We start from the raw sequence: 24946 nt of genomic DNA, 5'->3' as shown, positions 1-24946 counted from the left end.
GGCGGCGGCGTGCCCCTCCTCCCCCGGGAGGAAAATCCGCAGGTGTGAGGGGGAATCGCGAATGACGCGGCAACAGGCAGGTTCGGCGAAGGCCTGCTGGTTTCGTTGTCGGTCCTGTCCTTGGAGGCGGTGCTCGGCGTCATGGCACTGGTCTGGGTGGGGCTGACCCGGGAGGGGCCGGGCGGCGGCGGGACGGCCGCGGACAGGTCGGTGGACGACGGGGGCATCGGCTCATTCGGATTCCTGGTTCCGCTGTTCCTGGTGGCACTCGGGCTTGTCCTCGGCGCGTTCCTCCTGTTCGCCGTGGCGGTCGCGGTGCTGCCGCTGGCCGCGCTGAGCGCCTGGCTGGGACGCCGGGCCCCCGGCCGGGAGGCCTGGTTGTGGACGCCGGTCGTGGCCGCGGCGGTTGTCGGCGTCACCGTGGTGGGCTGCGGGTTCCTGGCCGGCGGTGGGAGAGAGACGATGGCCTGGATGTGGCTGGTGGGCATACAGCGGTAACGAGGGCGGCGCCTGCGTCGAAGTCGCCTACGACTGGCGCAAGTCCAGCTACAGCGGTAACGAAGGCGACGCGTGCGTCGAGGTCGCCGCCTGCCCCCATGCCGTCCACGTACGCGACTCCAAGGTCGCCGACGGGCCCACCTTCGCGGTGGGGGCCGACGCGTGGGCGGCGTTCGTGGCGGGGGCGGCGAGCCGCTGACGCCCGGCGGCTACTCGGTCGCCCGCCGCGCCTCGGAGCAGGTCCTCCGACGCGGCCCCCGCGCCCCCGTCCGGTGGCTCCCGGGGCGCAGGCGCGGGTCGGCGAAGGCGGCGAGGAGCAGCAGCAGGGCGGACGGCCAGAAGAGGAACGCGCCGAGCAGGAACCCCGGCAGCCCCAGCGCCAGGAGCCCCAGCCCCACGACCACGCCGACGCGGGCGAAGGCCGAGGGGCGGCGCGGCAGGAACAGGGGGACCGCCACGGCCATGGCCGTCAGGACGTACAGCGGCAAGAGATAACTGGTCAGCGTCCGGAGGAGTACCGGCAGGGTGGAGAGCACCGCGCCCGCGGCGAGTGCCCGCTGGAGCCCGTGCACCCGAGCGCCCACTTCCTCCATGCCCCACCCACTTTGTTGAACGCGTTCAATGGAACGCGTTCAAGCTACTCCACGGCCGGTCGGCGTTCGAGGTCCGGGTAGCCCCAGTCGAGTGTGATCTCGGCTCCTGGGGCGACCTGTCCGACCGCGAACTTCACATGACTCTCGAATTCCGGCTGCCAGAGGTGGAAGCGGGTGATGCTCAGTGGGAAGTCGGTCTCGCCCGAAACGAAGGCCTTGCCGTCCTCCCAGGCGACGCCCAGGTTCACCTGGTCCTGGATGCGCTCGTCCTCCATGACCTCGTCCAGCGAGCGAACGACCTCCCGAGCCTGGGACTCGTCCTTCAGGGCTGTGACGGTGAGGGTGAATGTGATGTTGACGGACATGGCTGAAGCGTACGAGGCGGCTCGGAGCGCCACGGTGGCGGTCGGCCACCCCGGGCGATCGCTGCACAGCGGCGACGGGTTGCCCAGTGCGTACCTAGTTTCGTATGTGGCAACCGGATGCGTAAGGTGATGGTGCGGTAGGCGACGACCACGAGAGGGTGACCATGGGGGAGTGCACGAACTCCGCGGAGCAGTTGCGCGCCATAGAGATGGCCCCGGTACTCACGCGAGCCGCGTCCGCCGGCGAGCGCGTCCTTGGCGTGCTGTCGGTCGGGGGGCTCCTCGCCGGGCTCGCCGCGTCGGCCGCGGCCGACCTTCCGGTGGTGCCGGGGATCGTCGTCCTGCTACTCGCGCTGGCCCTCGTGCTGGGCTGGCGGTGGTTCCACCTGGGCGCCCCCGGCCGGAGGCCGCACACCAAGGCGGAGGATCGGATCGCCTTCCTCGGTCCGGTGTCCCTGGCGATCCCGGCCCCCGGACTGCTGTGGAACAACCCGGCCGCGCTCCCGGGCTCCCTTGTCGCGGCCGCCGTGCCGGCCGCCGTTCTCGCCGGATACCTCGGGTCGCGCTGGAGGCGCTGACGTGTCGCCGCAGCCGCGTACCCGCCTGACGACCGTGATGCACTCACCCACGCGTCTCGCCATTCTGGGTGTCCTCAGGCATGTTCAGCAGATCAACTTCGCGGAGCTCCAGGAGTCCCTGGAGCTCTCCACCGCCGAACTCTCGCGTCAGCTGGGCATCCTGGAGAAGGCGGGCCTCGTCGAGCTCGCGAAGTTCCGTGAGCGTCGGCACGCTGTCACCCGCGTCCGCCTCTCGCCGTCCGGCCGGGAGCAGTTCCAGGAGTATCTGGAGGAACTGCGCAAGGTCGTGCAGGCGGAGCTGGAATAGCGGGGGGCGAGTGCGGCTCAGAGCACCACCGTGGCGGTCGTGACGGCTGTGACCGCCACCATCGCGGCCTGCATGTTCCGGATCGCCTCGCGGACGCCGTCGCCCGCCCACTGGCCGTCGGCGATCTTCGCCATGCGGGGCGCGACCAGCTTGCGCGGGACGTCCGGGAACGCCAGCCGGTCCAGCTTGGCCGCGTGCAGCAGGCCGACCAGTCCGCTCGTACGGTCGTCCGGCTCCATCCCGTGCACGACGACCGACGTCAGCCGTGCGCGCAGCTCCCGCTCCACCGAGCCGTCCGCCTCGGGGTAGCGGCGCACCGGGAAGAGACCGAGCATCTTGCTGCGCTCCTCCACGACGAGGCCGCGCTCGCACAGGCTCTCCACCGTCGCGGCGACGGCCTTCGACTGGTCCTTCGTCAGCCAGTCGGCCACTTTGCGGGCACCCTTGCGCCGGGTCCACTCGCCGAGCTGCTCAAGCCGCCCGTCGAGCAGCGCGGTCCCGGTCGGCGTCGGGTCCGTCACGGTCAGGCGCCCGTCCGACACGGAGATCCGCCCGGCCATCGCCAGCTCCAGCAGGATGCCGCCCGCCACGGCCCATCCGGCCGACGACCGCTCCCTGGCCGCCCCCGACTCGTCGTCCAGCGACAGCAGCGCGATTTCCTCGGCCAGCGTGACGGTCATGCCCAACTCCTCGGTCGTGTGCGGTCATACGTCTCGACGCCGAAACGGCCCCCGGAGTTCCGCGCCGTCGGGGCCGACACCGCGTGGTCGTCGCCGGCGGGCGGCTCCGGCGTCGCCCGGGGCTACGGCCACAGCAGGTCGCGCGTCCAGGTGCCGTCCGACGCGCGCCGGTACCGCAGGCGGAGGTGGCGGCGGCGGGCGTCGCCCTGGAAGAACTCCACCTCGTACGGTTCGAGCACGTACAGCGTCCAGGTCTCCACGTCCGCGTCCGGCTCCGCCCCCGCGCGCTCCCAGGCCGCCGCGCTCGCCCGTTCCAGCTCGCCGACCGAGGTCAGGGGCTCGCTCTGGCGGCCCACCAGCGCGGCGGCCAGCGCGCCCGTCGAGCGGGCGTGCAGGTCGGCGTACGCCTCCTCCGGCGTGCCCGTCACGACCTGGCCCCTCACCCGGACCTGGCGGCCCTGCGCCGGCCAGTAGAAGCCGAGCGCCGCGTGCGGGGCGGCGGCGAGCTGGCGCCCCTTGGTGCTGGTGGCGTGCGAGGCGAAGTGCCAGCCCCGCTCGTCGGCGCCGTGCAGCATCAGCGTCCGCACATCGGGCCGCCCGTCCGCGTCGACGGTGGCCAGCGACATGGTGTGCGGCTCCACCTGGCCGGCCCGCGCCGCCGCCACGAACCACTCCTGGAACAGCGGCAGCGGCTCCCCGGGTGCGGAGTCCGGGTCGAAGGCGGGCAGCCCCGTGTCCCATACGCGCAGCGAGCGGAGCGTGTCGTGGAAGTCGGTCATGGGGACATCATGCGCGACCGGGCGCCGCCGTTTCCCGTCGAGCGGAACGAGCCGCCCGTCCCGGACACCACGCCCAGCCGGGCGTCCGGGGCGGCGGACCGGGTGTTGGAGCGGACCGTCGCGTGCGTACGGCAGGTGGAGCAGTTCGGGCGCGGCCATCGGCTCGTTCCGGGCGGTCAGGCACCGGCTGGCCGACCTGTTACGTGCGGGTGCAGGCGGCGCGTTCGGCGGCGTGCTACGCGGCCTGGGCCCCGGACGCCGGAGGGCCGGCACTCGCACAGTGCTGGAGGCGCAGCACACCGTCGCCGCCCAGGGCATCCAACTGCACGGCGGCACCGGCTTCACCTGGGAGCACGGGGCGCACCTGTACTTCAAGCGGGCCACCGCCGACTCACTGCTCTTCGGCCCGGTCCAGCTGCTGCGCCCCCACGCGGAGGAAACCGCGGGGGTGTTCGCCCCCTGCGGAGGTCCGTCAGGCGGGGTAGCCGGGTGACCGGCGGTTCTTGGAGTCCTTGAGGAGCTGGACGGGCCGGCGCCGGAGGTGTTCGTATACCAGCGAGGCGCGGACGTCGGCGACGGCCGGGTACTGGGCGATGCGGTCCAGGACGAAGTCCTCGAGCCGCTGGGGGTCCTTCACCGCGACGAGGATCTGGAAGTCGTCGCTGCCGGTCACCACGAAGACGTCGAGCACCTCGGGCAGACCGAGGACGAACTGGCGGAAGGACTCCACGGCGTCACGGCTCTTGGGGTGGATCCGTACGGCGAGTATCGCGCGCAGTCCACGGTCCAGTGAGTCGAGGTTCACCTCCGCGTGGTAGCCGGTGATGATCCCCTCGTCCTGCAGGCTGCGCACGCGTTCGAGGCAGGTGGAGTCGGCGATGCCGAGCGTCCTGGCCAGTTCGCGGTTGCTCCGGCGCGCATTCTTCTGCAACTCGACGGTCAGGCGCTCGTTGATCTCATCAAAATTCGGCATGAGCCCCAACGTAGCGCACACGTTGCGGAGCGACTGTACGACCATCGAACTTCCTGTCAGCATTTGGCTCATGGACAGTAGCAACGAGCAAGTCAAACACTCCGAGCCTTCATTAGGGCGGCACACCGGCCCCCTCCTGGTGCTGGCGGCCGCTCTCATGTGGAGCACCACGGGCATCGCCGGCCAGCTTCTGCCCGACGTGTCTCCGGCGACCATTGCCACGCTGCGGCTGACGCTGGGTGCCGCCGTTCTGTGCCTGACCCTGTTGTTCGCGTCCCAGCGGGGCGGCGCCGGGTGGCGGAGCCTGAACCGGCAGCAGAAGGGCATCATCTGCCTGGCCGGCGTCTGCACGGCGGCGTTCCAGATCTTCTTCTTCTTCTCCGTACGGATGACCGGCGCGGCCCTCGGCACGCTGACCGTCCTGACGAGCGCGCCGCTGTGCGCGGCGGTCATCGACTGGCTGTCCCGCGGCGAACGGCCGTCGTCGCGCTGGTACGTGGGCACCGCTCTGGCCGTCACCGGGGTCTTCCTGCTGACGTTCGACGGCGGCGACTCGCTCAGGATGGGCGGCGTGGCGCTCGCGGTGCTGTGCGGCGCGTGTTACGCCGGGTACTCCGCCACCACGGGAGCGCTGGTCAAGACGGGGGTTCCCCGCACGTTCGTGGTCCGTACCTCCCTCACCATCGGCGGAGTGATGCTCGCCCCGATCCTGCTGGGCGCGGACTACGGGTCGCTGGGCGACACCCGCAGTGTGGCGATTGTGGCCTGGTTGGCCGTGGTGGGCACGGCGCTGCCCTACCTGGCGTTCGTCGCGGGTCTTCAGTACACGGCGGCACGCACGGCCGCGTCCGTGGGCCTCGCCCAGCCGCTGGCGGCGGCGGTGCTGGCGCTCGTCGTCCTGCACGAGCCGTTCACCGCGCCGATGATCGCCGCCACCGCGTTGCTCGTGGTGGGACTCCTCGTGGTGAGCCTGCCGGGCAGGGACAAGGCGGCGGCCGGCGGTACCGCTCCGCCGGCCTCGGAGATCGTGACCGCGCCGGTGGGCGACCGCGGCAACGCGGCGGTCACCACTGCGCAAGGAGAGCGATGAGACCGACCGTCGCCAAGAACCCGTGGCTGCCCTTCGGTACCGGAACCGACGCCGAACTGCGGCTGCTGTGCCTGCCGCACGCGGGCGCGGGCGCGTCGTCCTACCGTGCCTGGGGGGAGGGGATGTCCTCCCGGATCGCGGTGTGCCCGGTGCAGCCACCGGGCCGTGAGACCCGGCGCAGGGAGCCGCCGGAGACGCAGGTCGGCCCCCTGGTCGCCGACCTGGCGGCCGCGCTGTCGCAGGAGCCCCTCTCCCCGTACGCGGTGTTCGGCCACAGCACCGGGGCCCTGTCGGCCTTCGAGCTGTGCCGCCAACTGCGCAGGATGCAGGCGCCGCCACCGGTCCACCTGTTCGTCGCGGGCCGCCGGGCGCCACAGATACCCATGGACCAGACGCGGCTGCGCGGCCTTTCCGTCCCGGAGCTGGCCGACGTGCTGCGCCGGCTCGGGGGCACTCCGGAACAGGTCCTGTCCGATCCGGGCCTGCTGCGCATGCTGCATCCCCTGCTGATCGCGGACTTCGCGGTGAACGAGACGTACCACTACGTCCACGAGCCCCCGCTGGACTGTCCGATAACCGTCTTCGCCGCCGACGAGGACCCACGGGCCGACCTGGACCAGGCGGCGGCGTGGGAGCACCAGACCACGGGCGCCTTCACCTGGCACACCCTCCGCGGGGGGCACTTCGCCGTGTTCCAGCAGGCGGAGCGGGTCCATGGCTGGATCGCGGAGGCCCTGCGGCCCTGACGCCGGCGGGCCATCGGCGCGTGTTCTCCGGGCGGGCGCGCCCGACGTCAGGGGGGCGCTGCCCGGCCGAATTCGGTCATGATCGTGGCTGAATTCAACGGGGGCGAATTGCGTCATGACCAGACCCGAAAACATACCGGACGGAAGCATTCCCGTCCCGTGGGTTCGTTCGAGGGTGGCCGGTCTCAAAATGTGAGAGTCGCCGGGACGATTTCAGCGGTCCGCAGGGCGCCCTTTTTCACGCAGCGTATCAGTCGGTGGCCTATGCCAACAGCAAAGGTGCCATTAACCATTACGGAGCGTAGCGAAACCGGTTGCCTGGGGAACCGGAAGTGATTGACACTCCCTTGCGGGCTGTGATCAGCTTTCAACGTAGGGCGACACCAGGTGCCCGCTCGGAATCCATTGCACTGAGCTCAATCCCTTTTCAGGACTAGCTGAGAGAAAGACAATGCGACTTCAGGGCTGCTTGACGACCTCCCCCGCAACCCCCGTCCATCAGGCGTTCGAGTCCCATGCAGAGGCACGGCCCGAGCGGCCGGCGCTCGTGTGCGGCGAGGTGTCCTACACCTACGGGGAGCTGAACGAACGGGCGAACAGGCTGGCGCACTTCCTGCTGGCCCGGGGTGTGGGCCCCGGATCGGTCGTGGGTCTGTGCCTCGACCGTTCCGCGGAGCTCGTGGTCACCCTGCTCGCCGCGCTCAAGGTCGGCGCCGGCTACGCCCCGCTCGACCCCTCCTACCCGGCGGAGCGGCTCCAGCTGATGACGGAGCAGCTTGCCCACGCCGACTTGATCGCCGTCTCACCTGCGACGACGTCGCTCGTCGAGCACTGCGCCGACAAGCGCGTGGACATCGCCGCTCTGGACCTGGACGGCTTCCCGGCGACGGCGCCCGAGGTCGACGTCGACGTCGACGCGGTCTGCTACGTAGTGTTCACGTCAGGTTCCACGGGTGCTCCCAAAGCCACCGCCGTACGGCATCGTGGCTGGTACAACCTGCTGGAGTGGCTCACCGGCGAATTCGGCCTCGACGCCGACTCCAGCAACCTGATGATCAGTTCCTTCGGCTTCGACATCAGTCAGCGAAGCCTCATGGCGCCACTGTTCTCGGGCGCGACGCTGCATCTGCTGCCCAGCCGCAGCTTCGACGTCCTGATGGCCTCCCGGATCATCCGGGAACAGAAGATCCGCACCCTGCACTGTGCGCCGAGCGCGCTCTATCTGCTTCTCCAGCGCGATGAGGAATCGGGCGGGGAAATCCTCGACTCGCTTCAGCACGTATTCGTCGGCGGCGAGCCGTTCACGGTGAGCCGTATGGAAAACTGGGCCAAGAATTACTCGAGCTCAGGGAAAATCGTCAATGTCTACGGCGTGGCCGAATGCACGGACGTATCCTCTTTCCATGTGCTGACGGACTATCCCGATTATGCTGTCCGGGGTGTTCCCATCGGTCGGCCGGTGAACAATACTGACCTGTACATCCTCGACGAGGAACTCCGGAGCGTGGCGACCGGGGAGACCGGGGAGATATGCGTCGCGGGCGCCGGCATAGGCGCCGGGTATCTCAACGCCCCCGCGCTGAACGCGGAAAGGTTCGTCACCGCACGCCTCGACGACGGACGGGACGTGGCGCTCTACCGCACCGGCGACATGGGTTACGTCCGCGACGACGGCGAGCTGATGTGCGTCGGACGTGTCGACGCACAGGTCAAGATCCGCGGTATGCGCATCGACCTGGGAGAGGTCGAGAACGCGGTGCGCTCCTGCCGCGGGGTCCAGGACGCCGTCGCGCTGGTCGCCGGCGGCGAGCCCGGCGGCGAGGAGGCCCACCTGGTGGCCTTCGTGCTGCCGGAGCCGGGCGCCGAGGGCCGCCCCGCCGAACTGGACAGCCGTGCCCTGCGGTCCGAACTCCTGGCCGCCCACCCGCGCCATCTGGTGCCCAAGGCGTTCGTGGCGGTGCCGGCCTTCCCCCTCAGCCCCAACGGCAAGGTCGACCGCCGGGCGCTGGCCCGGCGCGCCGGATGAGCCACGCGCCGGTGCGCCGGACGACCTGACGGCCAGTCACCCCCACTATCGGCACCGGGTCCGTTGAGCCGAATGTATTTCGGCTCCGTCGCCAAAGTGCCGTTCATCGTGCGGAGGGCAAAAGAGCCCCCACCGCGCCCACCAACTCCGGGTCCTCACCCCGTCCGGTTCCGGACCCGGGTCCATACCCATCGCACGGTCCGCGTGACCGCGCGTATCCACCCACTCACTCAAGGAAGTCGCTCACCATGACGGAAACCGCTCCGCTCCCGCTGCCCCACGCACAGGTGGCCGGAAACGCGATCGTCCCCGACGACATCAAGGACGACATCCGCAGCTTCACCGAGAACGGCTTCGTCGGCCCGATCAAGCTCTACGAGCCCGAGGAGGCCGCGGAGATCATCCGCGAGATCCGTATCCAGAACCAGGACCGGTCCAAGGCGCTCTACCCGAACAGCGTCAACTACGACCGTCACTACGACATCTCGCACCTGTCCAGCCACATCATGCACCCGACGATCATCAAGTACCTGACGGCGATCCTCGGCCCGGACGTCCTGCTGTGGCGCACCGAGTTCTTCCCGAAGTTCCCGGGTTCCAGCGGCACCGAGTGGCACCAGGTGCGGGACTACAGCTACGCCAACGGCAAGCCGCAGCTGCTGCCGACGGAGTCCGAGTGGAACGCCTTCATCGACATCACGGTGTGGACGACGTTCACGCCGGCGACGAAGGACACCGGATGCATGCGGTTCGTCCGCGGCTCGCACCGCAACTGGTACTTCGACGAGCGCAAGCACACCAAGCAGGGCCGCGACGGCGACTACGACGTGACGGCCGTCGACACCGACTTCTTCGGTTACGACTTCTCCGACTTCTCCATCGAGCCCGGCTGGAAGCCGGCCGAGGAGGACGTCGTCGAACTGGAGATGAAGCCGGGCGAGGCCGTCATCTTCACCGCCAACTGCGTCCACGGCTCACTGCCCAACACCACCGAGCGCGAGACGCGGTTCGCCATCGCCGGCCGCTACGTCCCCACCCACGTCCGGGTCTACCCCGACCAGGACGGCTTCACCGCCCACGGTGCCCACTTCAACCTCGAGAAGTACGGCAGTGTCCTGGTCTCCGGCGAGGACCGCTTCGGGCACAACCGGCTGCGCACCCAGAACAACCGCGGTGAGGAGTTCGCGCCGCCCGCCGGCCACTGACTCGTACCCCACCCACAGCATCCGACCCGGCTTTCCCGTACAGAAAGGACCATGACGTGCTGAACGAGCGGATCCACCAGATCTGGGCGCGTGAGCTCAACCTCGAAGACTTCGCCGACACCGACGACTTCTTCGAACTCGGCGGCCACTCGCTGATCATGACCCGCATCCAGGCGGCCATCCAGCAGGAGATCGGCATCGAGGTCCCCATGGACGAGCTCTTCCGCAACCCCACGGTGGCCGAGATATCCGCCCACCTGGCGCAGGCGCCGACCGCCGCCTAGCCGATGGCTCGAAGGGGGCGGCTCCCGGCCGCCCCCTTCATGCCGCACCCCACCCGACAAGGAGGGCACACATGGGACTGTCACTGAGCGGCACGAAAATGGCGAAGGTATCCGGCCTGCGCAGCATCATGGAGGACATCGCCACCACGACGTCCGACACCGGCGGCGCATCCGGCTGGCTCAACCTCAGCATCGGCAACCCGGCGCTCATCAGCGAAGTGCAGGCCACCTGGCAGCAGTTGACGGCCGAATCCCTGGCCGAGGACTTCACCACCGCGAGTTGCCTCTACGGCCCTTCGCGCGGCGCTCCGGCACTGGTCGACGCGATCGTCGCGGACTTCAACGCCCGTTACGGGTGGGGCATCACCGCGGAGAACGTCGTCGTCGGCCCCGGCAGCCAGATGCTGTGCTTCATCGCCGCGGCCCTGTTCACCGGACCCGCCACGGACGGAACACAGCAGATCGTCCTGCCCATGACCCCGGACTACACCGGCTACCAGGGCCTGTGCATGCACTCCGGGGGCATTTCCGGCGTCCCGCCCAAGATCGAGCAGGGCGAGGACCGGTCCTTCCGTTACGCCTTCGACTTCGACGCCCTCCAGCAGCGCAACGACATCGGAATGATGCTGCTCTCCAGCCCCAGCAACCCCACCGGGCGGAGCATCGACAGCGCCGAACTCGACCGTCTCATCGGCGTCGCCCGCCGACGCGACGTCCCCCTGATCATCGACCACGCGTATGGGGCGCCCTTCCCCCAGATCGCCGCGACGGCCACCGCCCCGGCCTGGGACGAGCACGTCATCAACTGCTTCACGCTGTCCAAGGCCGGCCTGCCCGGGGAGCGCATCGGTTTCGCCATCGGCCCTGCCCACCACATCAACGCGATGGTGTCCTTCCTGGCCAACTCGGCGTTGCACGCCCCGCAACTGGCCCAGAACGTCGCCGCCCGCGCCCTCACCACGGGCCGGCTCCAGGACATGGCCACCGAAGTGATCAGCCCCTTCTACCGCGACCGACGCCAGACGGCGGAGAAGCTGCTGACCGAACTGCTCCCCGACGACATGGACTGGCGGCTGCACAGCAGCGAGGGCGGCATGTTCTGCTGGCTGTGGATCAACCACGCCTGGTTCGACGACATGGCGCTGTACCGGCAGCTGAAGACCAAGCGCGTCTTCATCGTCCCGGGCCGCCACTTCTTCGTGGACCCCCTCTACACCGCCCGCCTGGCCAACCATGGGAAGCAGTGCTTCCGCATCAGCCTGAGCGCGGACGAATCGGTCATCGGCGAGGGCATCGTCAGGATCGCCGAAGCTCTCCGGGAGATGCGCAGTGCTTCATGAGAGCGTCGAGCGGGACGGCCTGCGGCTGAGAATCCTGCGGGGTGAGCCGTCCCCGCACCGCGACACCGCCGCCACCACCGAGACCGTCCTCTTCGTCAACGCGGTGGGCATGCCCATCGACCTCCTCGACGACATGGCCCGGCAGTTCACCGCCGAGGGCCTCGACTTCGTCACCTGGGAACTGCGCGGCAGTCCCGGCCCCGGCCGACGCCCCGACGACTCCCGGCTCGCCGACCACGTCGCGGACGGGCTGGCCGTCCTCGACCACCTGGGCGTGACGGCCGCCCACCTCGCCGGCTGGTGCACCGGCGCCTCCGTCGCCCTCGCCATGGCAGGGCTCGACGACAGCCCGGCCCTGTCCCTGACCTCCGTGGACGGCGCGTACCTGTTCAACGGGGTACCCGGCGGACCCATGGGCAACGCCATGTTCGAGATGTGCGGCGAGATCGTCGCCGACCCGGCCGCGGGGGAGCGCTACCACGAACTGACCCGGCCCCGCGGCAACGAAGCGCAGGTCATGGGCCTGCTGGGCAGCAGCACCGAGCTGGTCGAACGGCTCACCCTGCCCTACCGCGGCACCACCATGGACCTGGTCCGTTACGCCCACGCCATCCGCTCCGCCTGCGACTACGACCCCCTCGCCGCCTGGTCGCAGATCACCTGCCCCGTCCTGCTCACCGCCCGCACCGACGACCGCATGGTCTCGTACCGCAACTCCGCCCGCGCGGCCGAACTGGTCACCGGAGCCCGCCTCACGGTCCAGCACAGCGGCGGCCACTACGGGCTGTTCACCGACCCGGAAGCCGTGCCCGCGATGGCCGGGTTCATGCGCGCCGTCGCGGACGAGACGGTGCCCTGCGAGGCGGTGTCCCGCTCATGAGCGCTCCCATGACGAGCGGGGAGGTGATCCTCCACGCGCTGCCCGCCCTGTGCCTCATCGTCGTCGCCGCGCAACTGGCGGGACGGCTCGCCGCGCGCATGGGACAGCCGCGGGTGCTCGGCGAGATCGTCGCGGGCATCGCCCTCGGTCCGAGCCTCCTGGGGCTGCTGTGGCCGCAGGCCCACGCGTACGTCTTCCCCTCCCAAGTCCTCGGGGCGATGAACGTACTGGCCCAGCTGGGCCTCGTCCTGTTCATGTTCCTGCTCGGTCTGGAGATCGAGTGGTCCGCCCTGCGCGGACAGGGCCGCAAGGCGGTCGCCATCAGCCAGGTGTCGGTGCTGCTGCCACTGCTGCTCGGTGCCGGGACGGCCCTGTGGCTGTATCCCCGGATGGGCGGCGACGGCGGCGGGGGCGGGGTACTGGGCTTCGCCCTGTTCCTCGGCGCCGCCATGTCCATCACCGCCTTCCCCGTACTGGCCAGGCTGCTGCTGGAGACGGGGCTGCACCGCACCCGTATCGGTGTGCTCACCATCGCCTGCGCCGCGGTCGACGACGTCACCGCGTGGTGCCTGCTCGCCGTGGTCGTCGCGGTCGTCGGCTCGGCCGGTGTCCTTCAGGCGCTGCTGACGCTGACCCTGGCCATCGCGTACGTCTGCCTCATGCTCTTCGTCGTCCGGCCGCTGCTCGCCCACCGGCGCCCCCCGCTGTGGGCGGTGCTGTCGATCGTGCTGATGAGCGCCTGGACCACCGAGCTCATCGGAATCCACGCGATCTTCGGCGGCTTCCTCGCCGGGGTGATCATGCCGCGTCGGCAGGCGTGGCGTACCGAGGTCCACCACCGGCTCGACGCGATGGTCTCCCAGCTGCTGCTGCCCGTGTTCTTCGTGACCGTGGGCGTCACCACCCGCATCGACGCCCTGAACTCCTGGTACTTCTGGGGCATCACGGCCCTGCTGACCGCAGTCGCCATCGCGGGCAAGCTGGGCGGCGCCACGGTCACCGCCCGGCTCACCGGCGAATCGTGGAGGGACTCCACCGTCATCGGTGTACTGATGAACACCCGGGGGCTCACGGAGATCGTCATCCTCACCGTCGGTCTGCAACTCGGCGTCATCACCGAGACTCTCTTCACCGCCATGGTGGTGATGGCCCTGATCACCACCTTCATGGCGGCACCGCTGCTGCGCCGGCTCGGCGTCGGGCAGATGGCCGGCGAGGGTCCACCGGAACACCGTCCCGCGCCCACGGCAGCGGACGCGCAGCCTGTCGCGGTCGGACCTGAGCGGTCCGACTACGCGACGCACAGCCCCCGTTGACGACCCGCCATGTCCTCTCCGGCCAGGTGGGCGTTAACTACGGGAGAAACGCAAGAGCACCATGGAGGTACGCGTGAATCACATCGTTCTGTCCCTCGGAGAGGCGCAAGCGCCGGCGGTCGCACTGCGCTGCCGCAGCCACGCCGCCTTCATCAGCAGGCTCGCCACCTACGACGGGGGCACCAGCGACGTCGTGTACGGACCGGGTGACCCCGCCGAGGCCCTGGCGGCCCTGGCTGCCGCGGCCGGTGTGGTCGGCGACCCCGGGAGCGCCGACGAAGCCGTCCGCTACGTACCGACGCAAGCGGCCCGCGGGCGGGTCGGGGCCGAGGAGGACGGCAACTGGCCGCAGTCGCCGGCCTCCCGCCAGCGCAAGACGCTGCGCCGCACCCCCGGGGCCCTCTTCACCTTCCCGCTGGAGAAGCCCGCCGCGGACACCACCGCTCCGCTCCAGGTCTTCATCACCGACTGGTCGCCCAGCCCCGCCGCCTGCGCCGTCGCCGTCCACCCGGGCCACCCCCTCAGCGACGGTCTCCCCTCCGGCCGCGACGCCGCGTTCACCGGCCGGTACTGCCGCCACCCGCTGACCGGCGATCTGCTGCCCATCTGGGTGGCCGACTGGGTCAAGCCCGAGTTCGGCACGGGCGCGGTCCTGGTCAACCCCGGTCATGACGCCGTCGACCTCGCCTTCGGTCGGTCCGTCGGCCTGCCGATCCGCTTCGCCCTCGCCCCCCATGACTACGACGAGGCCCCCGCGAACTGGCTGAACCCGCCGGTCGTCAAGACCGGCCGGGCCATTCGCACCGGCACCACCGACGGCCTGGACTTCGCCGAGGCGCGCGCCGCGTACTTCCGGATCCTCTCCGAGCGGGGCCTGGCCGTGGAGCACACCGACATCGGTGCCGGCTCGTTCCCCGTGGCCACGTTCGGCGAGGACGGCCCGGCCAAGCTCGGGTGGCAGCCGGAGCGGCGTACCGTGGCGGGCGACGGCCAGGACACCGGGACCCCGGTCCGGCTGTCGGCGTCGCCCGCGCTGGCCGCCGCCGACCCGCGGGTGCGGCAGGCCTCGCTCGCCGTGGTCGCCGCGTCCACGACCGTCGAGACCGACCTGCTGGCCCTGCGCCTGATGCTCGCCGAGCCCGCCCTGGGACCGGTCCACGAGCAGGCCCCCGAGGTCACCATGGTGGGCCCGGTCACCGGCGCCACTGAAGGGGTGGACGCCCCGGTGCTCGGCCTGGCGCTGCTCACCGCGGCGGGCGCCACGGAGTCCCTCGCGGTCAAGGCGCCGCAACTGGAGGCGGCGCAGCGGTTCCTGGACGCCCATGAGCGGATCGCCGGCGTGGTGCCGTCGGACGGCGACGCGGACCCGGCCACGGCGAAGGCGGCGGCCCAGATCAGGGGGCTCCTCCGGCGCCAGGACACCAAGCAGGCGTTCACCCAGCTCTACCGGCTGCAGAAGACCCTGGCCAAAGCCGAGTCGGTGGCCGAGGGCAGCGTCGTGATCTATGAGGTGCTGGCCCGGATCGTGGCGGGCCTGCCCAGCCGGTACGCGGAGGAGCGACTGGCCGCGGCCTGGCAGCAGCTCTGAACCGATGCGCCGGCCGCGCCCCCAGCGGCGCGGCCGGCGCCGGCCCGCTCCGAGGAACGCGAACGGGAAGAACGCGAGCAGCACCAGGGACGCGAAGAGCAGGAAGCGCACGACGAGCACGACGACCACGTAGAACGCGAGGAAGGAGATCACATGGCACACCACGACGGGGGACCCATGGCGGACGACGAGTGGCTCGGCGCCCCTTCCCCGGCTGCGGCGCTCGTCACCGGGGGGACCCCGGCCGACGACTTCCACGTCTTCGACACGACGCTGCGGGACGGGGCCCAGCGGGAGGGCATCAGCCTGTCCGTCGACGACAAGCTGACCATCGCCCGGCTCCTCGACGGTTTCGGCGTGGGTTTCGTCGAGGGCGGCTGGCCCGGCGCCAACCCGCGTGACACCGAGTTCTTCGCCCGGGCCCGGGAGGAGATCCGGTTCCAGCACGCGCAGCTCGTCGCCTTCGGCGCCACCCGGCGGGCCGGTGGAAGTGCCGCCGAGGACCTACAGGTCAAGGCGCTCCTCGACTCCTGCGCCCCGGTCATCACGCTGGTCGCCAAAGCGCACGACAGGCATGTCGAGCTGGCCCTGCGGACGACCCTGGACGAGAACCTCGCGATGGTCGCGGACACCGTTGCCTACCTGCGTGAGGAGGGCCGCCGGGTCTTCGTGGACTGCGAGCACTTCTTCGACGGGTACCGGGCCAACCCGGAGTACGCCAAGGCCGTCGTGCGGACCGCGCACGAGGCGGGCGCCGAGGTGGTCGTCCTGTGCGACACCAACGGCGGCATGCTGCCGGCTCGCGTCCAGGAAGTGGTCTCCGCCGTCCTCGCCGACACCGGCGCCCGTCTCGGGATGCACGCCCAGGACGACTCCGGCTGCGCCGTCGCCAACACCCTGGCCGCCGTTGAGGCGGGTGCCACGCATGTGCAGTGCACGGCGAACGGGTACGGCGAGCGTGTGGGTAACGCCAACCTCTTCCCGGTGGTCGCCGCGCTGGAGCTCAAGTACGGAAAAAACGTTTTGCCTCCGGGCGGCCTCGCCCGCATGACGCAGGTCTCGCACGCCATCGCCGAGGTGGTCAACCTGACCCCCTCCACCCACCAGCCGTACGTCGGTGTCTCCGCCTTCGCGCACAAGGCCGGCCTGCACGCCTCCGCCATCAAGGTCGACCCCGACCTGTACCAGCACATCGACCCCGAGCGCGTCGGCAACACCATGCGGATGCTCGTCTCCGACATGGCCGGCCGCGCCTCCGTCGAGCTCAAGGGCAAGGAGCTCGGATTCGACCTCGGCGGCGACCGCGAGCTGGTCGGCCGGGTCGTCGAGCGCGTCAAGGAGCGGGAGCTGAAGGGATACACCTACGAGTCGGCCGACGCCTCCTTCGAACTGCTGCTGCGCGAGGAGATCGACGGCCGGCCGCTGGAGTACTTCCGTATCGAGTCGTGGCGCACCATCGCCGAGAACCGCGCCGACGGCAGCCACGCCAACGAGGCGACCGTCCGCCTCGTGGCCAAGGGCGAACGGATCCTCTCGACCGCCGAGGGCAACGGCGCGGTCAACGCCCTCGACCGGGCCCTTCGCGCGGCGGTCGAACAGATCTACCCGCCGCTCGCGGAGATCGAGATGGCCAACTACCGGGTGCGGCTCCTCAGCGGCTCCGGCGGCAGCGGATCGACCGCACGCGTCACCACCGCCCTCCGTGGCGACGGCCATGCGTGGACCACCATCGGTGTCGGCTCCAACATCCTCGCCGCCTCCTGGGAAGCCCTCGTCGACGGGTACACCTACGGCCTGTCGCACCTCGGCGTGGACCCCCTCTGACCCCATCGATTTTCTCTCACCACCCCACGAGCCAGGAGGCCAGGACCGGTGGGCAAGGACGTCATCATCATCGGCGGAGGCGCCAACGCCGTCAGCGCCTACACCCGTATCCCCGCGGGCCCCGGCATCTCCTCCGTCACCTTCGTGGCCCCGCACCCGATCGGCCTCGGCGGTGCCTTCGGCACCACCGACCCGGAGCTGCTGTGCAACACCTCCGTGGACGTCACCTCGCTCGACCCGGAGGGCGCGTCCGGCCTGCTGACGTACCTCACCGCACGCGGCTGGCCGACGGGCCGTGACGACTTCGTGCCCCGCTACCTCGTCGGCCAGTACTGCCGCGAGCGCTACCGTCAGGCCCGGACCGCCGCCCACGAGCGCGGCACCACGACGCGCCACCTCACCGCCCGGGCCCGTACCGTCCGCCGCGACGGGGACCGCTACACCGTCCGGCTCGACGACGGCCGGGAGGTGACCGGCAGCGACGTCCTGGTCTGCCTCGGTCTCGACCGGCCCCGCCTCCCCGACCAGCTGCGGCCCCACCGTGCCCACCCCGAGCTGCTGACCAGCCCCTACCCGATCCGCCGACTGCGCGCACTGCCCACCGACGCGACGGTGCTGCTGTACGGGACCAAACTGTCCGCCATCGACGCCGCCCTCGTGCTGCTCGCCGGGGACTCGGGCCGCCGTGTCGTCATGACGTCCCCGTCCGGCGCCCTTCCCGCCGTACGCACCCGGCTGTGCCGGCCCGACAAGGCGCTGCTGGAGACCGATCGCTGGCTGGCCCTCGACCCCCGCTCCCCGTACCTGGACACTCAGATCACCAGGATCCTGGTGAGCGCGCTGTCCCGGCACGCCCCCCGGCGCGGCCTCGGGCGCCAGACCAGCACCGCCTCCACGCCGGCCACCCGGCTGGCCGAGGAACTGCACCTGGCCACCACCGGCGCAGCCGCATGGCAGGACGTCATCGCCGAAACCATCGACACCATCAACGAGTGGGCCGCGCCGTGGTCCCCGCAGACGCGCACCGACGTCCTCAGCCGGTTCCGGGAACCGATCACCCGGTACATCTCCGCCATCCCGGCCGCCAACGCCCGCCGGCTGGCCGCACACCAGGCAACCGGCGCGCTCCACATCGCCGACGCCATGCCCAAGCAGGTCCGGCCCCGCCCGGACGGCGGCTGGCTCGTACGGTGGCCCGGCGGCCGCGAGGAGCACGTCGACCGGGTCGTCTGCGCCGCCGGCTACCACGCGCCCCGGCTGACCTGGGGCGACGACGGGGCGCTCCACTTGGACGGCTCCGGCGGGACCGACGCCCACATTACCGAGGACCTGCGCGTCACGCCGGACCCGTCCGTCCCCGGCGAACGCGTCTGGGCCATCGGCGCCGCCGCCCACCGGCGTACCCCCATCGTCAACTACCTCCGAACCGCGGCCTTCCACGCCCGGGAGGTGGGCGCCCAGCTCGCCCGCCCCTGATCCCCGCCGCCCGCCCGCCACCCCACCCGCCGAGGAGCCCCACCCATGCTGGTCCTGGTCAACCCGGTCTCCACCGGAACCCGCCTCACCGAGGCGTTCCGCGAGGAAGGCGCGGACTTCGTCAGCCTCTACGAGCCCCACCTGGCCGCCGCCCGTGACGCGGACACCACCTCACCGCGCACCATGACGCACCACAGCACCGAGACCACCCTGGCCGCCCTGCGCGAACTCAAGCCGACGGCCGTCATCGCCGCCAGCGAGTACGGAGTCCTCCTGGCCGACGCCCTCGCACACGAGCTCGGGCTGGACCACCACGCCCCCGAACAGGCCGCCGCGCGCCGCGACAAGCAGCTCATGGTCCAGGCCCTCGAAGGGGCCGCCCTGCCCGCCGCCCGCACCCGCTCCGTCGCCACCGAGCGGGAGCTGCGCCAGGCCCTGTCCGAGCTTCACGTCTACCCCGTCATGGTCAAGCCGCGGGACAGCGCCGGCAGCGACGGCTGCACCATCTGCCACACCCCGGAGGAGGCGGTCGAGGCCTACCGCGCGACCGCCCACCGGACGAACCTCATGGGCGGGACCAACGAGCAGGTGCTCGTTCAGGAATTCCTCACCGGCACCCAGTACATCGTCAACACCGTCAGCATGGCCGGCCGACACCTCCTCACCGAGGTCTATGCCGAACGCATCGACCACACCGAGGGCGCGCCCGTACTGCGCCACATCGTCTCCCGGCCCGTCCTCACGCCCGCCGAGGCCGAGATGGCGGACTACGTCTTCCGCTGCCTGGACGCGCTCGGCATCCGGGAGGGCGCCGCCCACACCGAGGTGATGCTGACCGCGGGCGGCCCACGCCTCGTCGAGGTCAACTCCCGCATCATGGGGCCGTCACTCGCCCCCGACCCGTACCACGCCGCCTTCGGCTACAGCCACCAGCACCTCGTCGCGGAACGGTTCCTCCGACCCGACGACTTCGCCCGCCGCTTCGATGCCCCCTACGGTGCCGCACGAGCCGTCGCGAAGATCTTCCTGCGCCCCGACCGCCCCGGTGTGCTGCTGTCCGCCGACGGGGTACGCACCCTGCGCCGCCTGCCCGGCTTCCACAGTGTCGACCGCCTGCCGGCCGTCGGCGAACCGCTCAAGGACCGCCACCTCACCACCGGCGCCTGCGGCATAGCCTTCCTCGTTCACGAGGACGAGGAACTCCTGCGGAACTCCCTCGATGTCGTCCACGACATGGAGGACGCCGGCCTGTTCTACCGCCTCGGCCCCGAGGAATGACATGCCCATCGTTCTGATCGTCACCTCACTGCTGCTCCAGGCCGGTACCGAGGGGTATCTCACCGGTCGGGTCGACGTGGGCGACAGCCTGATGTTCTCGTGCGGGGCCTTCGCCGCGACCAGCCTCCTGTTCAACGGGGCCCTGCTGGCGCGGCGTGCTGTCGGCGGGGGCGCGGTCGCCCCCGCCGCGGCCCACCGGCCCGCGGCCCTGCGGCTGGTCCTCGCCATGAACGTGGCGACCGCGGTCACTTTCCTCGGCTTCTACGTCTCGCTCGCCTGGGTGCCGGCCGTCCTCGCCAACAGCGTCATGGCGGGTGTGGGGCCCCTCGCCGTCGCCCTGCTGGGCCCCCGCCACCGTACGTCCCGGGCGGGCTGGGCCCGGGCCGCCATGCTCCTCGCCGCCTCCCTCGTGGTCGCCGCCCTGACGCACGACGGTGCCGAGAGGGCCGGCCTCGCGGTCCTCCCGGGCCTGGTGCTGGTCGTCCTCGCCGGATTCAGCGCCGCCTACATCGCCCAGCTCTCCAGCCGCCTCGCCGACGTGGGCGCCCCGCCGGCCTGGGTGACCGCCCACCGTTTCCATCTGACCTACGCGGCCGCGGCTCTGTTGTTGCTGATGCGGACGGACGGCCCGGCCGACGGCGGACTCTCGCTGCCCGCCACGGCGCTGGCCGCGATCGCCGGAGTCACCGTTCCGCTCTACTTGCTCCAGATCGGACTACAGCGCACCCGGCCCGCGATCGCCATGGTCCTGCTGACCACCCTGCCGGGACTCGCCTACGCGGGGCAGGTCGCCTTCGGGGACACCTTCGACCCGTGGCGCCTCGCCGTCGTGTGCGCCTTCATGCTCCTGGCCGGCTACTGCGCCCGCGCCGAGAACCGGGCCGCCGCCCGCCCCCGCCCCGTACCGCCCCTCGTCCCTGCCCACGACCAGCCCCTGAAAGCGAACCCATGACCAACGTCCTGGTCCTCGGCGGTGCCGCAGCCCCCGACACCGGCTTCGTGCGAGACATCTGCGAACGCGCCATGAACCAGTTCACGGACCGGGGCGCCCGGGTCGTGCTCACGGACACCGCCGAGAACCTCGCGGCCGCCCCGGACCTGGCCGCACGGGCCGCCGAGACCCACGTACTCGACTTCGCCGACCCCGCCGCCTGCCGCGCCTGGGCCGTCGAGCACGCGCGCACCCATACGGTCGACGCCGTCGTCGGCTACCGGGAGAGCGCGGGCCCGGGCGTCGCCGCCGTCGCCCAGGCGCTCGGCCTGCCCGGCAACTCCCCCGACGCCGTTCGTCGCATACGGGTCAAGGACGCCGCCCGGAGGCATCTCGCCGACTGCGGCTTCCTCCAGCCGGCCCTGCGGCTGTGCGCCGGCCCGGAGGAGATCCTCGCGTTCCTCGCCGAATGCGACGGCCCCGTCGTCGTCAAGCCGCGTACCGGCTCCAACAGCCAGGGGGTCTCCCGGGTCGACCGCGCCGAGGACGCCGTCCCCGCCTACCGGGCCGCCAAGGACGACGGGGGGCTGGTCCTGGCGGAGGAATTCGTCCACGGCCGTGAGTACAGCGTCGAAGGCCTGATTGTCGGAGGCACGCCGCACATCCTCGCCGTCACCGCCAAGCAGCTCTTCGACGGCACCTTCGTCGAGGCGGGACACGCGATGCCCGCACCGCTCACCGCCCGCGACGAGGGCGACATCGTCCTGGAGACCCGGGCCGCCCTCCTCGCCCTCGGGATCACCACGGGCCCGTTCCACGTGGAGTGCTGGACCACCGAGCGGGGCGTCGTCCTGGGGGAGTTCCACGCCCGTCAGGGCGGCGACTGGATCCACGCCATGCTCGAATGGTGCAACCCCGGTTTCGAGCTGTACGGAACGTGTCTGGACGACCTGCTGGGCCGGCCCGTCCCGCTGCCCAAGTCGCCCTCCCGGGCCGCGGTTTCGCAGTTCTTCTCCCTGCCGCCGGGTGTCTGTCGGCCCCGCGGCTGGGAGGAGGTCCTCGCCCACCCCCGGGTCATGGCCGGCTCGCTGGCCACCACCCTCACCGCGGGCGGACCAGTCACGTCCAACCTCGCCCGCCACGGTTCCCTCGTCGTCACCGGAGCCGACATCGCCGAGGCCCGGCGGCTGGCCGACCGGCTGCTGGCCGGCCTCATACATGGGAACGCCGGTGGCGGTCGGAAGCGGACCGCCACCGGCGTGACAGGACGTACAGGGTGAGGAGTTACTTCGACGGCTTCTTGCCGGTGATCCCGAGGTGGACCAACAGGGCGAGGTTCGGCCGGAGTTCGGCCTGCTTGACACCCCAGGTCTGGAGGCCCTTCTGGTGGGAGGCGACCGCCGCCAGCATGGCGACCAGGGAACCCGCCATCGCCGCCGGACTGACGTCCTTGTCGACCTTGTTCTTGGACTGGAGCTCCTTGACGGCGTCCGTGAGGGAGGTGGTGACGGAACTGAGGATCTTCATGCGGATCTTGGCGAACCGCTTGTCGCCCTCGGCGGCACCCAGGTCGATCACTCGGAGGATGGCGTCGTTCTTCCGCCAGAAGTCGAGGAATCCCTCGACCAGTTCCTCCGAGGACTGCCAGGCCGCCTTGCCGACCCAGGTGCGGCCGGAGGCGAGTTCCGTCAACCCGGCGCCCTTCTTGGCCATTTCTTCCGCGATCTCGAGGACCGCGCCCTCGACGTCCGGGAAGTACTGGTAGAACGTCGCCGGGGAAGTGCCCGCCTTCCGGGCCACGTCGATGACTTTGACGTCCCGGTACGGCGAGGAGCTGAGCATCTCGCTGAGGCAGTCGAGCAGCTTCTGCCGCGTCGCCTGTCCGCGTCGACCGGCCACGCGGCCGTCGACGGTGCGTACTTGTCCTGTCATGTCGTCAGCTTACCGAGGGGTGATCGGCGCGCGATTCGGCCGACTGCAAATGGGGTGACGGCCCTCCCGCGCGGGCGTCCGCCAGGCCTTCCGTACGCGCCCCGCCCTTGCCCGCGCTGGGCCGGGAGGCCTCGGTGCGGGCTCCGGGGAGAAGCGGGCGGGCCGTTCATTACCGCGATTTTCAGCCACGTCGGAGGCCGTGCACAACCCCGATAGGCTTATTAACAGCCTGTGGATAACTTTGGTGGACAACCCGCGCGAACACGGGCCCGGGGCGGCCTCCCGGCCCTCTGGCCGAATGCCAGTTCGATTGTTCTTCCCTGCGGGGGACGCCCGGCGCCATTAGCGTGACCAATGACGGGCACCACACGCCCCGCCCGTACACGGAAAGGGATACAGGCCCATGTCCGCATTCACAGAGGGCACGCCGTGCTGGGCGGATGCGATGCTCCCCGACCTCGAAGCCGGCAAGCGGTTCTACGGTGAGCTCTTCGGCTGGACTTTCGACGACGGCGACCCGGCGTACGGCAACTACACCAACGCCTACAGCGACGGAAAGCGCGTCGCCGGTCTGGCGCCCAAACGGGACGGCCGCATGCCCACCGTCTGGGGCGTCTACTTCGCCACCCCCGACGCCGTCGCCACGACCCGCAGGATCCGGGAGGCGGGCGGCCAGATGGTGATGGACCCCATGCCGATCGGCTCCTTCGGCACCATGGCCCAGGCCGCCGACCCCGGCGGTGCCGTCTTCGGCCTCTGGGAGGCCGGCGGGCACACCGGCTTCGAGAAACAGGGCGAACCATCCTCCTTCTGCTGGACCGAGGTCTACACACGGCAGAAGGACACGGTGGACTCCTTCTACGAGACCGTCTTCGGGTTCCAGGTCCGCGACCTCGACGACGCCTCGATCGACTTCCGGGTCTGGTCGCCCGCCGGTACGCAGGCGAGCGACGAGACGGCCATCGGTGGCCGCAGCGTGATCACCGACGCCTTCCCCGCCGAGATGCCGGCCCACTTCCTCATCTACTTCGCGGTCGAGGACTGCGACGACACGGCGGCCCTCGCCACCGGCCTCGGCGGCCGGGTCACCGAGGAGCCGTTCGACACGCCGTACGGCAGGATCGCCCTGATCTCCGACAACCAGGGCGCCGTCTTCGCCGTGCTGGCGGAGCCGAAGGCCGCCTGAGAACTCCCCCGGAGGTGTCCGGATCGGGGTGAGACACCCCGATCCGCCCCCGGGTTCGCAACCACCGCCCCGGACAGGAAGAATCAGGGGGCACAGGGCCGTACTCTCATGGCCCTGACGGGGAGGTGGCAGGCAAGTGGAACAGCTGACGCAGCACGACCCGAGACGGATCGGCCCGTTCGAGGTGCTGGGCCGGCTCGGTGCCGGAGGCATGGGCCTGGTCTATCTCGCGCGATCGGCGTCGGGGCGGCGCGTGGCGATCAAGACGGTACGGACCGAGCTCGCCGAGGACCAGCTGTTCCGTGTCCGCTTCACGCGCGAGGTCGAGGCCGCGCGGGCGGTGTCCGGCTTCTACACGGCGGCCGTGGTGGACGCCGACCCCCGGGCGGCGGTGCCGTGGCTGGCGACCGCGTACGTCCCGGCCCCCTCGCTCGAGGAGATAGTGAATGAATGCGGGCCGCTCCCGGCCCAGGCGGTGCGCTGGCTGGCCGCCGGCATCGCCGAGGCGCTCCAGTCCATCCACGGCGCCGGCCTGGTCCACCGCGACCTGAAGCCCTCGAACGTGCTCGTCGTCGAGGACGGACCGCGCGTCATCGACTTCGGCATCGCCTCCGGCGTCTCCAACACCCGGCTGACGATGACCAACGTCGCCGTGGGCACGCCCGCCTACATGTCACCCGAACAGGCGAAGGACTCCCGCAGCGTGACCGGCGCGAGTGACGTCTTCTCGCTCGGCTCCACCCTGGTCTTCGCGGCCACCGGGCACGCCCCCTACCACGGGGCCAACCCGGTCGAGACCGTCTTCATGCTGCTGCGCGAGGGCCCGGACCTGGAGGGGCTGCCGGACGAACTGCGGCCACTGATCGAGTCGTGCATGCAGATGGAGGCGGGCCTGCGGCCCTCGCCCGCCGACCTGCAGTCGCAGCTGGCACCGCACCTGTTCTCCGGGAGCGACGACAGCGGTACGGCGTCGGCGTGGCTGCCGTCCCGGGCGACCGCGATGATCGAGACCCGCCGGGGCGGCCGCCCCAGCACCCCGCCGCCCCCGGCCGCGCCGACCCCGCCGCCGCG

Annotated in this window: 25 protein-coding genes and 2 pseudogenes; 21 read left to right on the top strand and 6 right to left on the bottom strand. The window is 71.0% G+C overall.

All coding sequences use genetic code 11. The annotated features are described in order from the left end of the window. Positions 1–105 precede the first annotated feature (105 nt). Positions 106–498 carry a hypothetical protein gene (locus ABD347_RS06040; protein WP_344357331.1) on the top strand — a complete coding sequence of 131 codons (393 nt, stop codon included), beginning with the start codon at positions 106–108 and terminating at the stop codon, positions 496–498. Beyond that, positions 449–697 carry a DUF397 domain-containing protein gene (locus ABD347_RS06035; RefSeq protein WP_344357328.1) on the top strand — a complete coding sequence of 83 codons (249 nt, stop codon included), beginning with the start codon at positions 449–451 and terminating at the stop codon, positions 695–697. Before ABD347_RS06040 ends, ABD347_RS06035 begins: the two co-directional genes overlap by 50 nt. 10 nt (positions 698–707) lie before the next feature. On the opposite strand, the gene ABD347_RS06030 is transcribed toward ABD347_RS06035, so the two are convergent. Together ABD347_RS06030 and ABD347_RS06025 are read right to left on the bottom strand one after the other, a co-directional pair. Continuing rightward, positions 708–1091, bottom strand: a complete 384-nt coding sequence (locus ABD347_RS06030; RefSeq protein WP_344357326.1) for a hypothetical protein — start codon at positions 1089–1091, stop codon at positions 708–710. A gap of 44 nt (positions 1092–1135) precedes the next feature. After that, positions 1136–1456 (bottom strand): hypothetical protein, encoded by a 321-nt coding sequence (locus ABD347_RS06025; protein WP_344357324.1) that lies wholly within the window; start codon positions 1454–1456, stop codon positions 1136–1138. A 164-nt stretch (positions 1457–1620) separates the two neighbouring features. On the opposite strand from ABD347_RS06025, the gene ABD347_RS06020 reads away from it, so the two are divergent. Continuing rightward, positions 1621–2034, top strand: a complete 414-nt coding sequence (locus ABD347_RS06020) for a hypothetical protein (protein ID WP_344357323.1) — start codon at positions 1621–1623, stop codon at positions 2032–2034. A gap of 1 nt (position 2035) precedes the next feature. Continuing rightward, positions 2036–2341, top strand: coding sequence for a transcriptional regulator (locus tag ABD347_RS06015; RefSeq protein WP_344357320.1), 306 nt, complete (start codon positions 2036–2038; stop codon positions 2339–2341). A 17-nt stretch (positions 2342–2358) separates the two neighbouring features. Here ABD347_RS06015 and ABD347_RS06010 read toward each other — a convergent pair whose 3' ends face one another. Both ABD347_RS06010 and ABD347_RS06005 read right to left on the bottom strand, forming a co-directional pair. Further along, a complete protein-coding gene (locus tag ABD347_RS06010; protein WP_344357319.1) occupies positions 2359–3021 on the bottom strand; it encodes a GOLPH3/VPS74 family protein in 663 nt (220 codons plus the stop codon). 122 nt (positions 3022–3143) lie between these two features. Further along, entirely contained in the window at positions 3144–3800 is a 657-nt protein-coding gene (locus ABD347_RS06005) for a pyridoxine/pyridoxamine 5'-phosphate oxidase (protein WP_344357316.1), read from the bottom strand. A gap of 75 nt (positions 3801–3875) precedes the next feature. Between ABD347_RS06005 and ABD347_RS06000 the strand changes: the two are divergent. After that, positions 3876–4293: pseudogene (locus ABD347_RS06000) on the top strand (acyl-CoA dehydrogenase family protein); the annotation flags it as partial. On the opposite strand, the gene ABD347_RS05995 reads toward ABD347_RS06000, so the two are convergent. After that, positions 4273–4773 (bottom strand): Lrp/AsnC family transcriptional regulator, encoded by a 501-nt coding sequence (locus ABD347_RS05995; RefSeq protein ID WP_344357313.1) that lies wholly within the window; start codon positions 4771–4773, stop codon positions 4273–4275. The pseudogene ABD347_RS06000 and the gene ABD347_RS05995 sit on opposite strands and share 21 nt — an antisense overlap. Before the next feature lie 70 nt (positions 4774–4843). Between ABD347_RS05995 and ABD347_RS05990 the strand changes: the two genes are divergently transcribed. From ABD347_RS05990 to ABD347_RS05925, 14 genes are all read left to right on the top strand, one after another. Then, the gene (locus ABD347_RS05990) at positions 4844–5863 is read left to right on the top strand and encodes a DMT family transporter (RefSeq protein ID WP_344357310.1); all 1020 of its coding nucleotides are present in this window, start codon (positions 4844–4846) and stop codon (positions 5861–5863) included. Continuing rightward, on the top strand, positions 5860–6609 hold the full coding sequence (locus tag ABD347_RS05985) for a thioesterase II family protein (protein WP_344357307.1): 750 nt from the start codon (positions 5860–5862) through the stop codon (positions 6607–6609). The genes ABD347_RS05990 and ABD347_RS05985 overlap by 4 nt, the downstream gene beginning before the upstream one ends. Before the next feature lie 469 nt (positions 6610–7078). Beyond that, positions 7079–8635 (top strand): amino acid adenylation domain-containing protein, encoded by a 1557-nt coding sequence (locus ABD347_RS05980; RefSeq protein WP_344357305.1) that lies wholly within the window; start codon positions 7079–7081, stop codon positions 8633–8635. A 248-nt stretch (positions 8636–8883) separates the two neighbouring features. Continuing rightward, positions 8884–9840, top strand: a complete 957-nt coding sequence (locus ABD347_RS05975; protein ID WP_344357303.1) for a chlorinating enzyme — start codon at positions 8884–8886, stop codon at positions 9838–9840. A gap of 56 nt (positions 9841–9896) precedes the next feature. Beyond that, complete coding sequence (locus ABD347_RS05970; RefSeq protein ID WP_344357301.1) at positions 9897–10124, top strand: acyl carrier protein; 228 nt, start codon at positions 9897–9899, stop codon at positions 10122–10124. 71 nt (positions 10125–10195) lie between these two features. Beyond that, positions 10196–11464 carry a valine--pyruvate transaminase gene (locus tag ABD347_RS05965; protein ID WP_344357299.1) on the top strand — a complete coding sequence of 423 codons (1269 nt, stop codon included), beginning with the start codon at positions 10196–10198 and terminating at the stop codon, positions 11462–11464. After that, a complete protein-coding gene (locus ABD347_RS05960; protein WP_344357295.1) occupies positions 11454–12344 on the top strand; it encodes an alpha/beta fold hydrolase in 891 nt (296 codons plus the stop codon). Before ABD347_RS05965 ends, ABD347_RS05960 begins: the two co-directional genes overlap by 11 nt. Continuing rightward, positions 12341–13660: a cation:proton antiporter gene (locus tag ABD347_RS05955; RefSeq protein WP_344357292.1), complete on the top strand. Its 1320-nt coding sequence runs from the start codon at positions 12341–12343 to the stop codon at positions 13658–13660. Before ABD347_RS05960 ends, ABD347_RS05955 begins: the two co-directional genes overlap by 4 nt. Positions 13661–13733: 73 nt before the next feature. Next, the gene (locus ABD347_RS05950) at positions 13734–15248 is read left to right on the top strand and encodes a hypothetical protein (RefSeq protein ID WP_344357289.1); all 1515 of its coding nucleotides are present in this window, start codon (positions 13734–13736) and stop codon (positions 15246–15248) included. Between the two features lie 153 nt (positions 15249–15401). Further along, the gene (cimA, locus tag ABD347_RS05945; protein WP_344357286.1) at positions 15402–17072 is read left to right on the top strand and encodes a citramalate synthase; all 1671 of its coding nucleotides are present in this window, start codon (positions 15402–15404) and stop codon (positions 17070–17072) included. A 48-nt stretch (positions 17073–17120) separates the two neighbouring features. Then, positions 17121–18548, top strand: a complete 1428-nt coding sequence (locus ABD347_RS05940) for an FAD/NAD(P)-binding protein (RefSeq protein ID WP_344357283.1) — start codon at positions 17121–17123, stop codon at positions 18546–18548. A 45-nt stretch (positions 18549–18593) separates the two neighbouring features. After that, positions 18594–19826 (top strand): ATP-grasp domain-containing protein, encoded by a 1233-nt coding sequence (locus ABD347_RS05935; protein ID WP_344357280.1) that lies wholly within the window; start codon positions 18594–18596, stop codon positions 19824–19826. A 1-nt stretch (position 19827) separates the two neighbouring features. Next, positions 19828–20778 (top strand): EamA family transporter, encoded by a 951-nt coding sequence (locus ABD347_RS05930; RefSeq protein WP_344357277.1) that lies wholly within the window; start codon positions 19828–19830, stop codon positions 20776–20778. Continuing rightward, positions 20775–22037, top strand: coding sequence for an ATP-grasp domain-containing protein (locus tag ABD347_RS05925; protein WP_344357274.1), 1263 nt, complete (start codon positions 20775–20777; stop codon positions 22035–22037). The genes ABD347_RS05930 and ABD347_RS05925 overlap by 4 nt, the downstream gene beginning before the upstream one ends. A gap of 4 nt (positions 22038–22041) precedes the next feature. On the opposite strand, the gene ABD347_RS05920 is transcribed toward ABD347_RS05925, so the two are convergent. Next, the gene (locus ABD347_RS05920; protein WP_344357272.1) at positions 22042–22689 is read right to left on the bottom strand and encodes a TetR family transcriptional regulator; all 648 of its coding nucleotides are present in this window, start codon (positions 22687–22689) and stop codon (positions 22042–22044) included. A gap of 403 nt (positions 22690–23092) precedes the next feature. Between ABD347_RS05920 and kbpA the strand changes: the two genes are divergently transcribed. Beyond that, a complete protein-coding gene (kbpA, locus tag ABD347_RS05915) occupies positions 23093–23875 on the top strand; it encodes an AfsK-binding protein KbpA (RefSeq protein ID WP_344357269.1) in 783 nt (260 codons plus the stop codon). 136 nt (positions 23876–24011) lie between these two features. Beyond that, positions 24012–24946 (top strand): annotated as a pseudogene (locus tag ABD347_RS05910) (serine/threonine-protein kinase); the annotation flags it as partial.

Origin of the sequence: Streptomyces gobitricini, assembly GCF_039532985.1 — a bacterium.
GTDB classification, from domain to species: Bacteria; Actinomycetota; Actinomycetes; order Streptomycetales; family Streptomycetaceae; genus Streptomyces; species Streptomyces gobitricini.
This window is presented reverse-complemented; position numbering and strand designations above follow the sequence as displayed.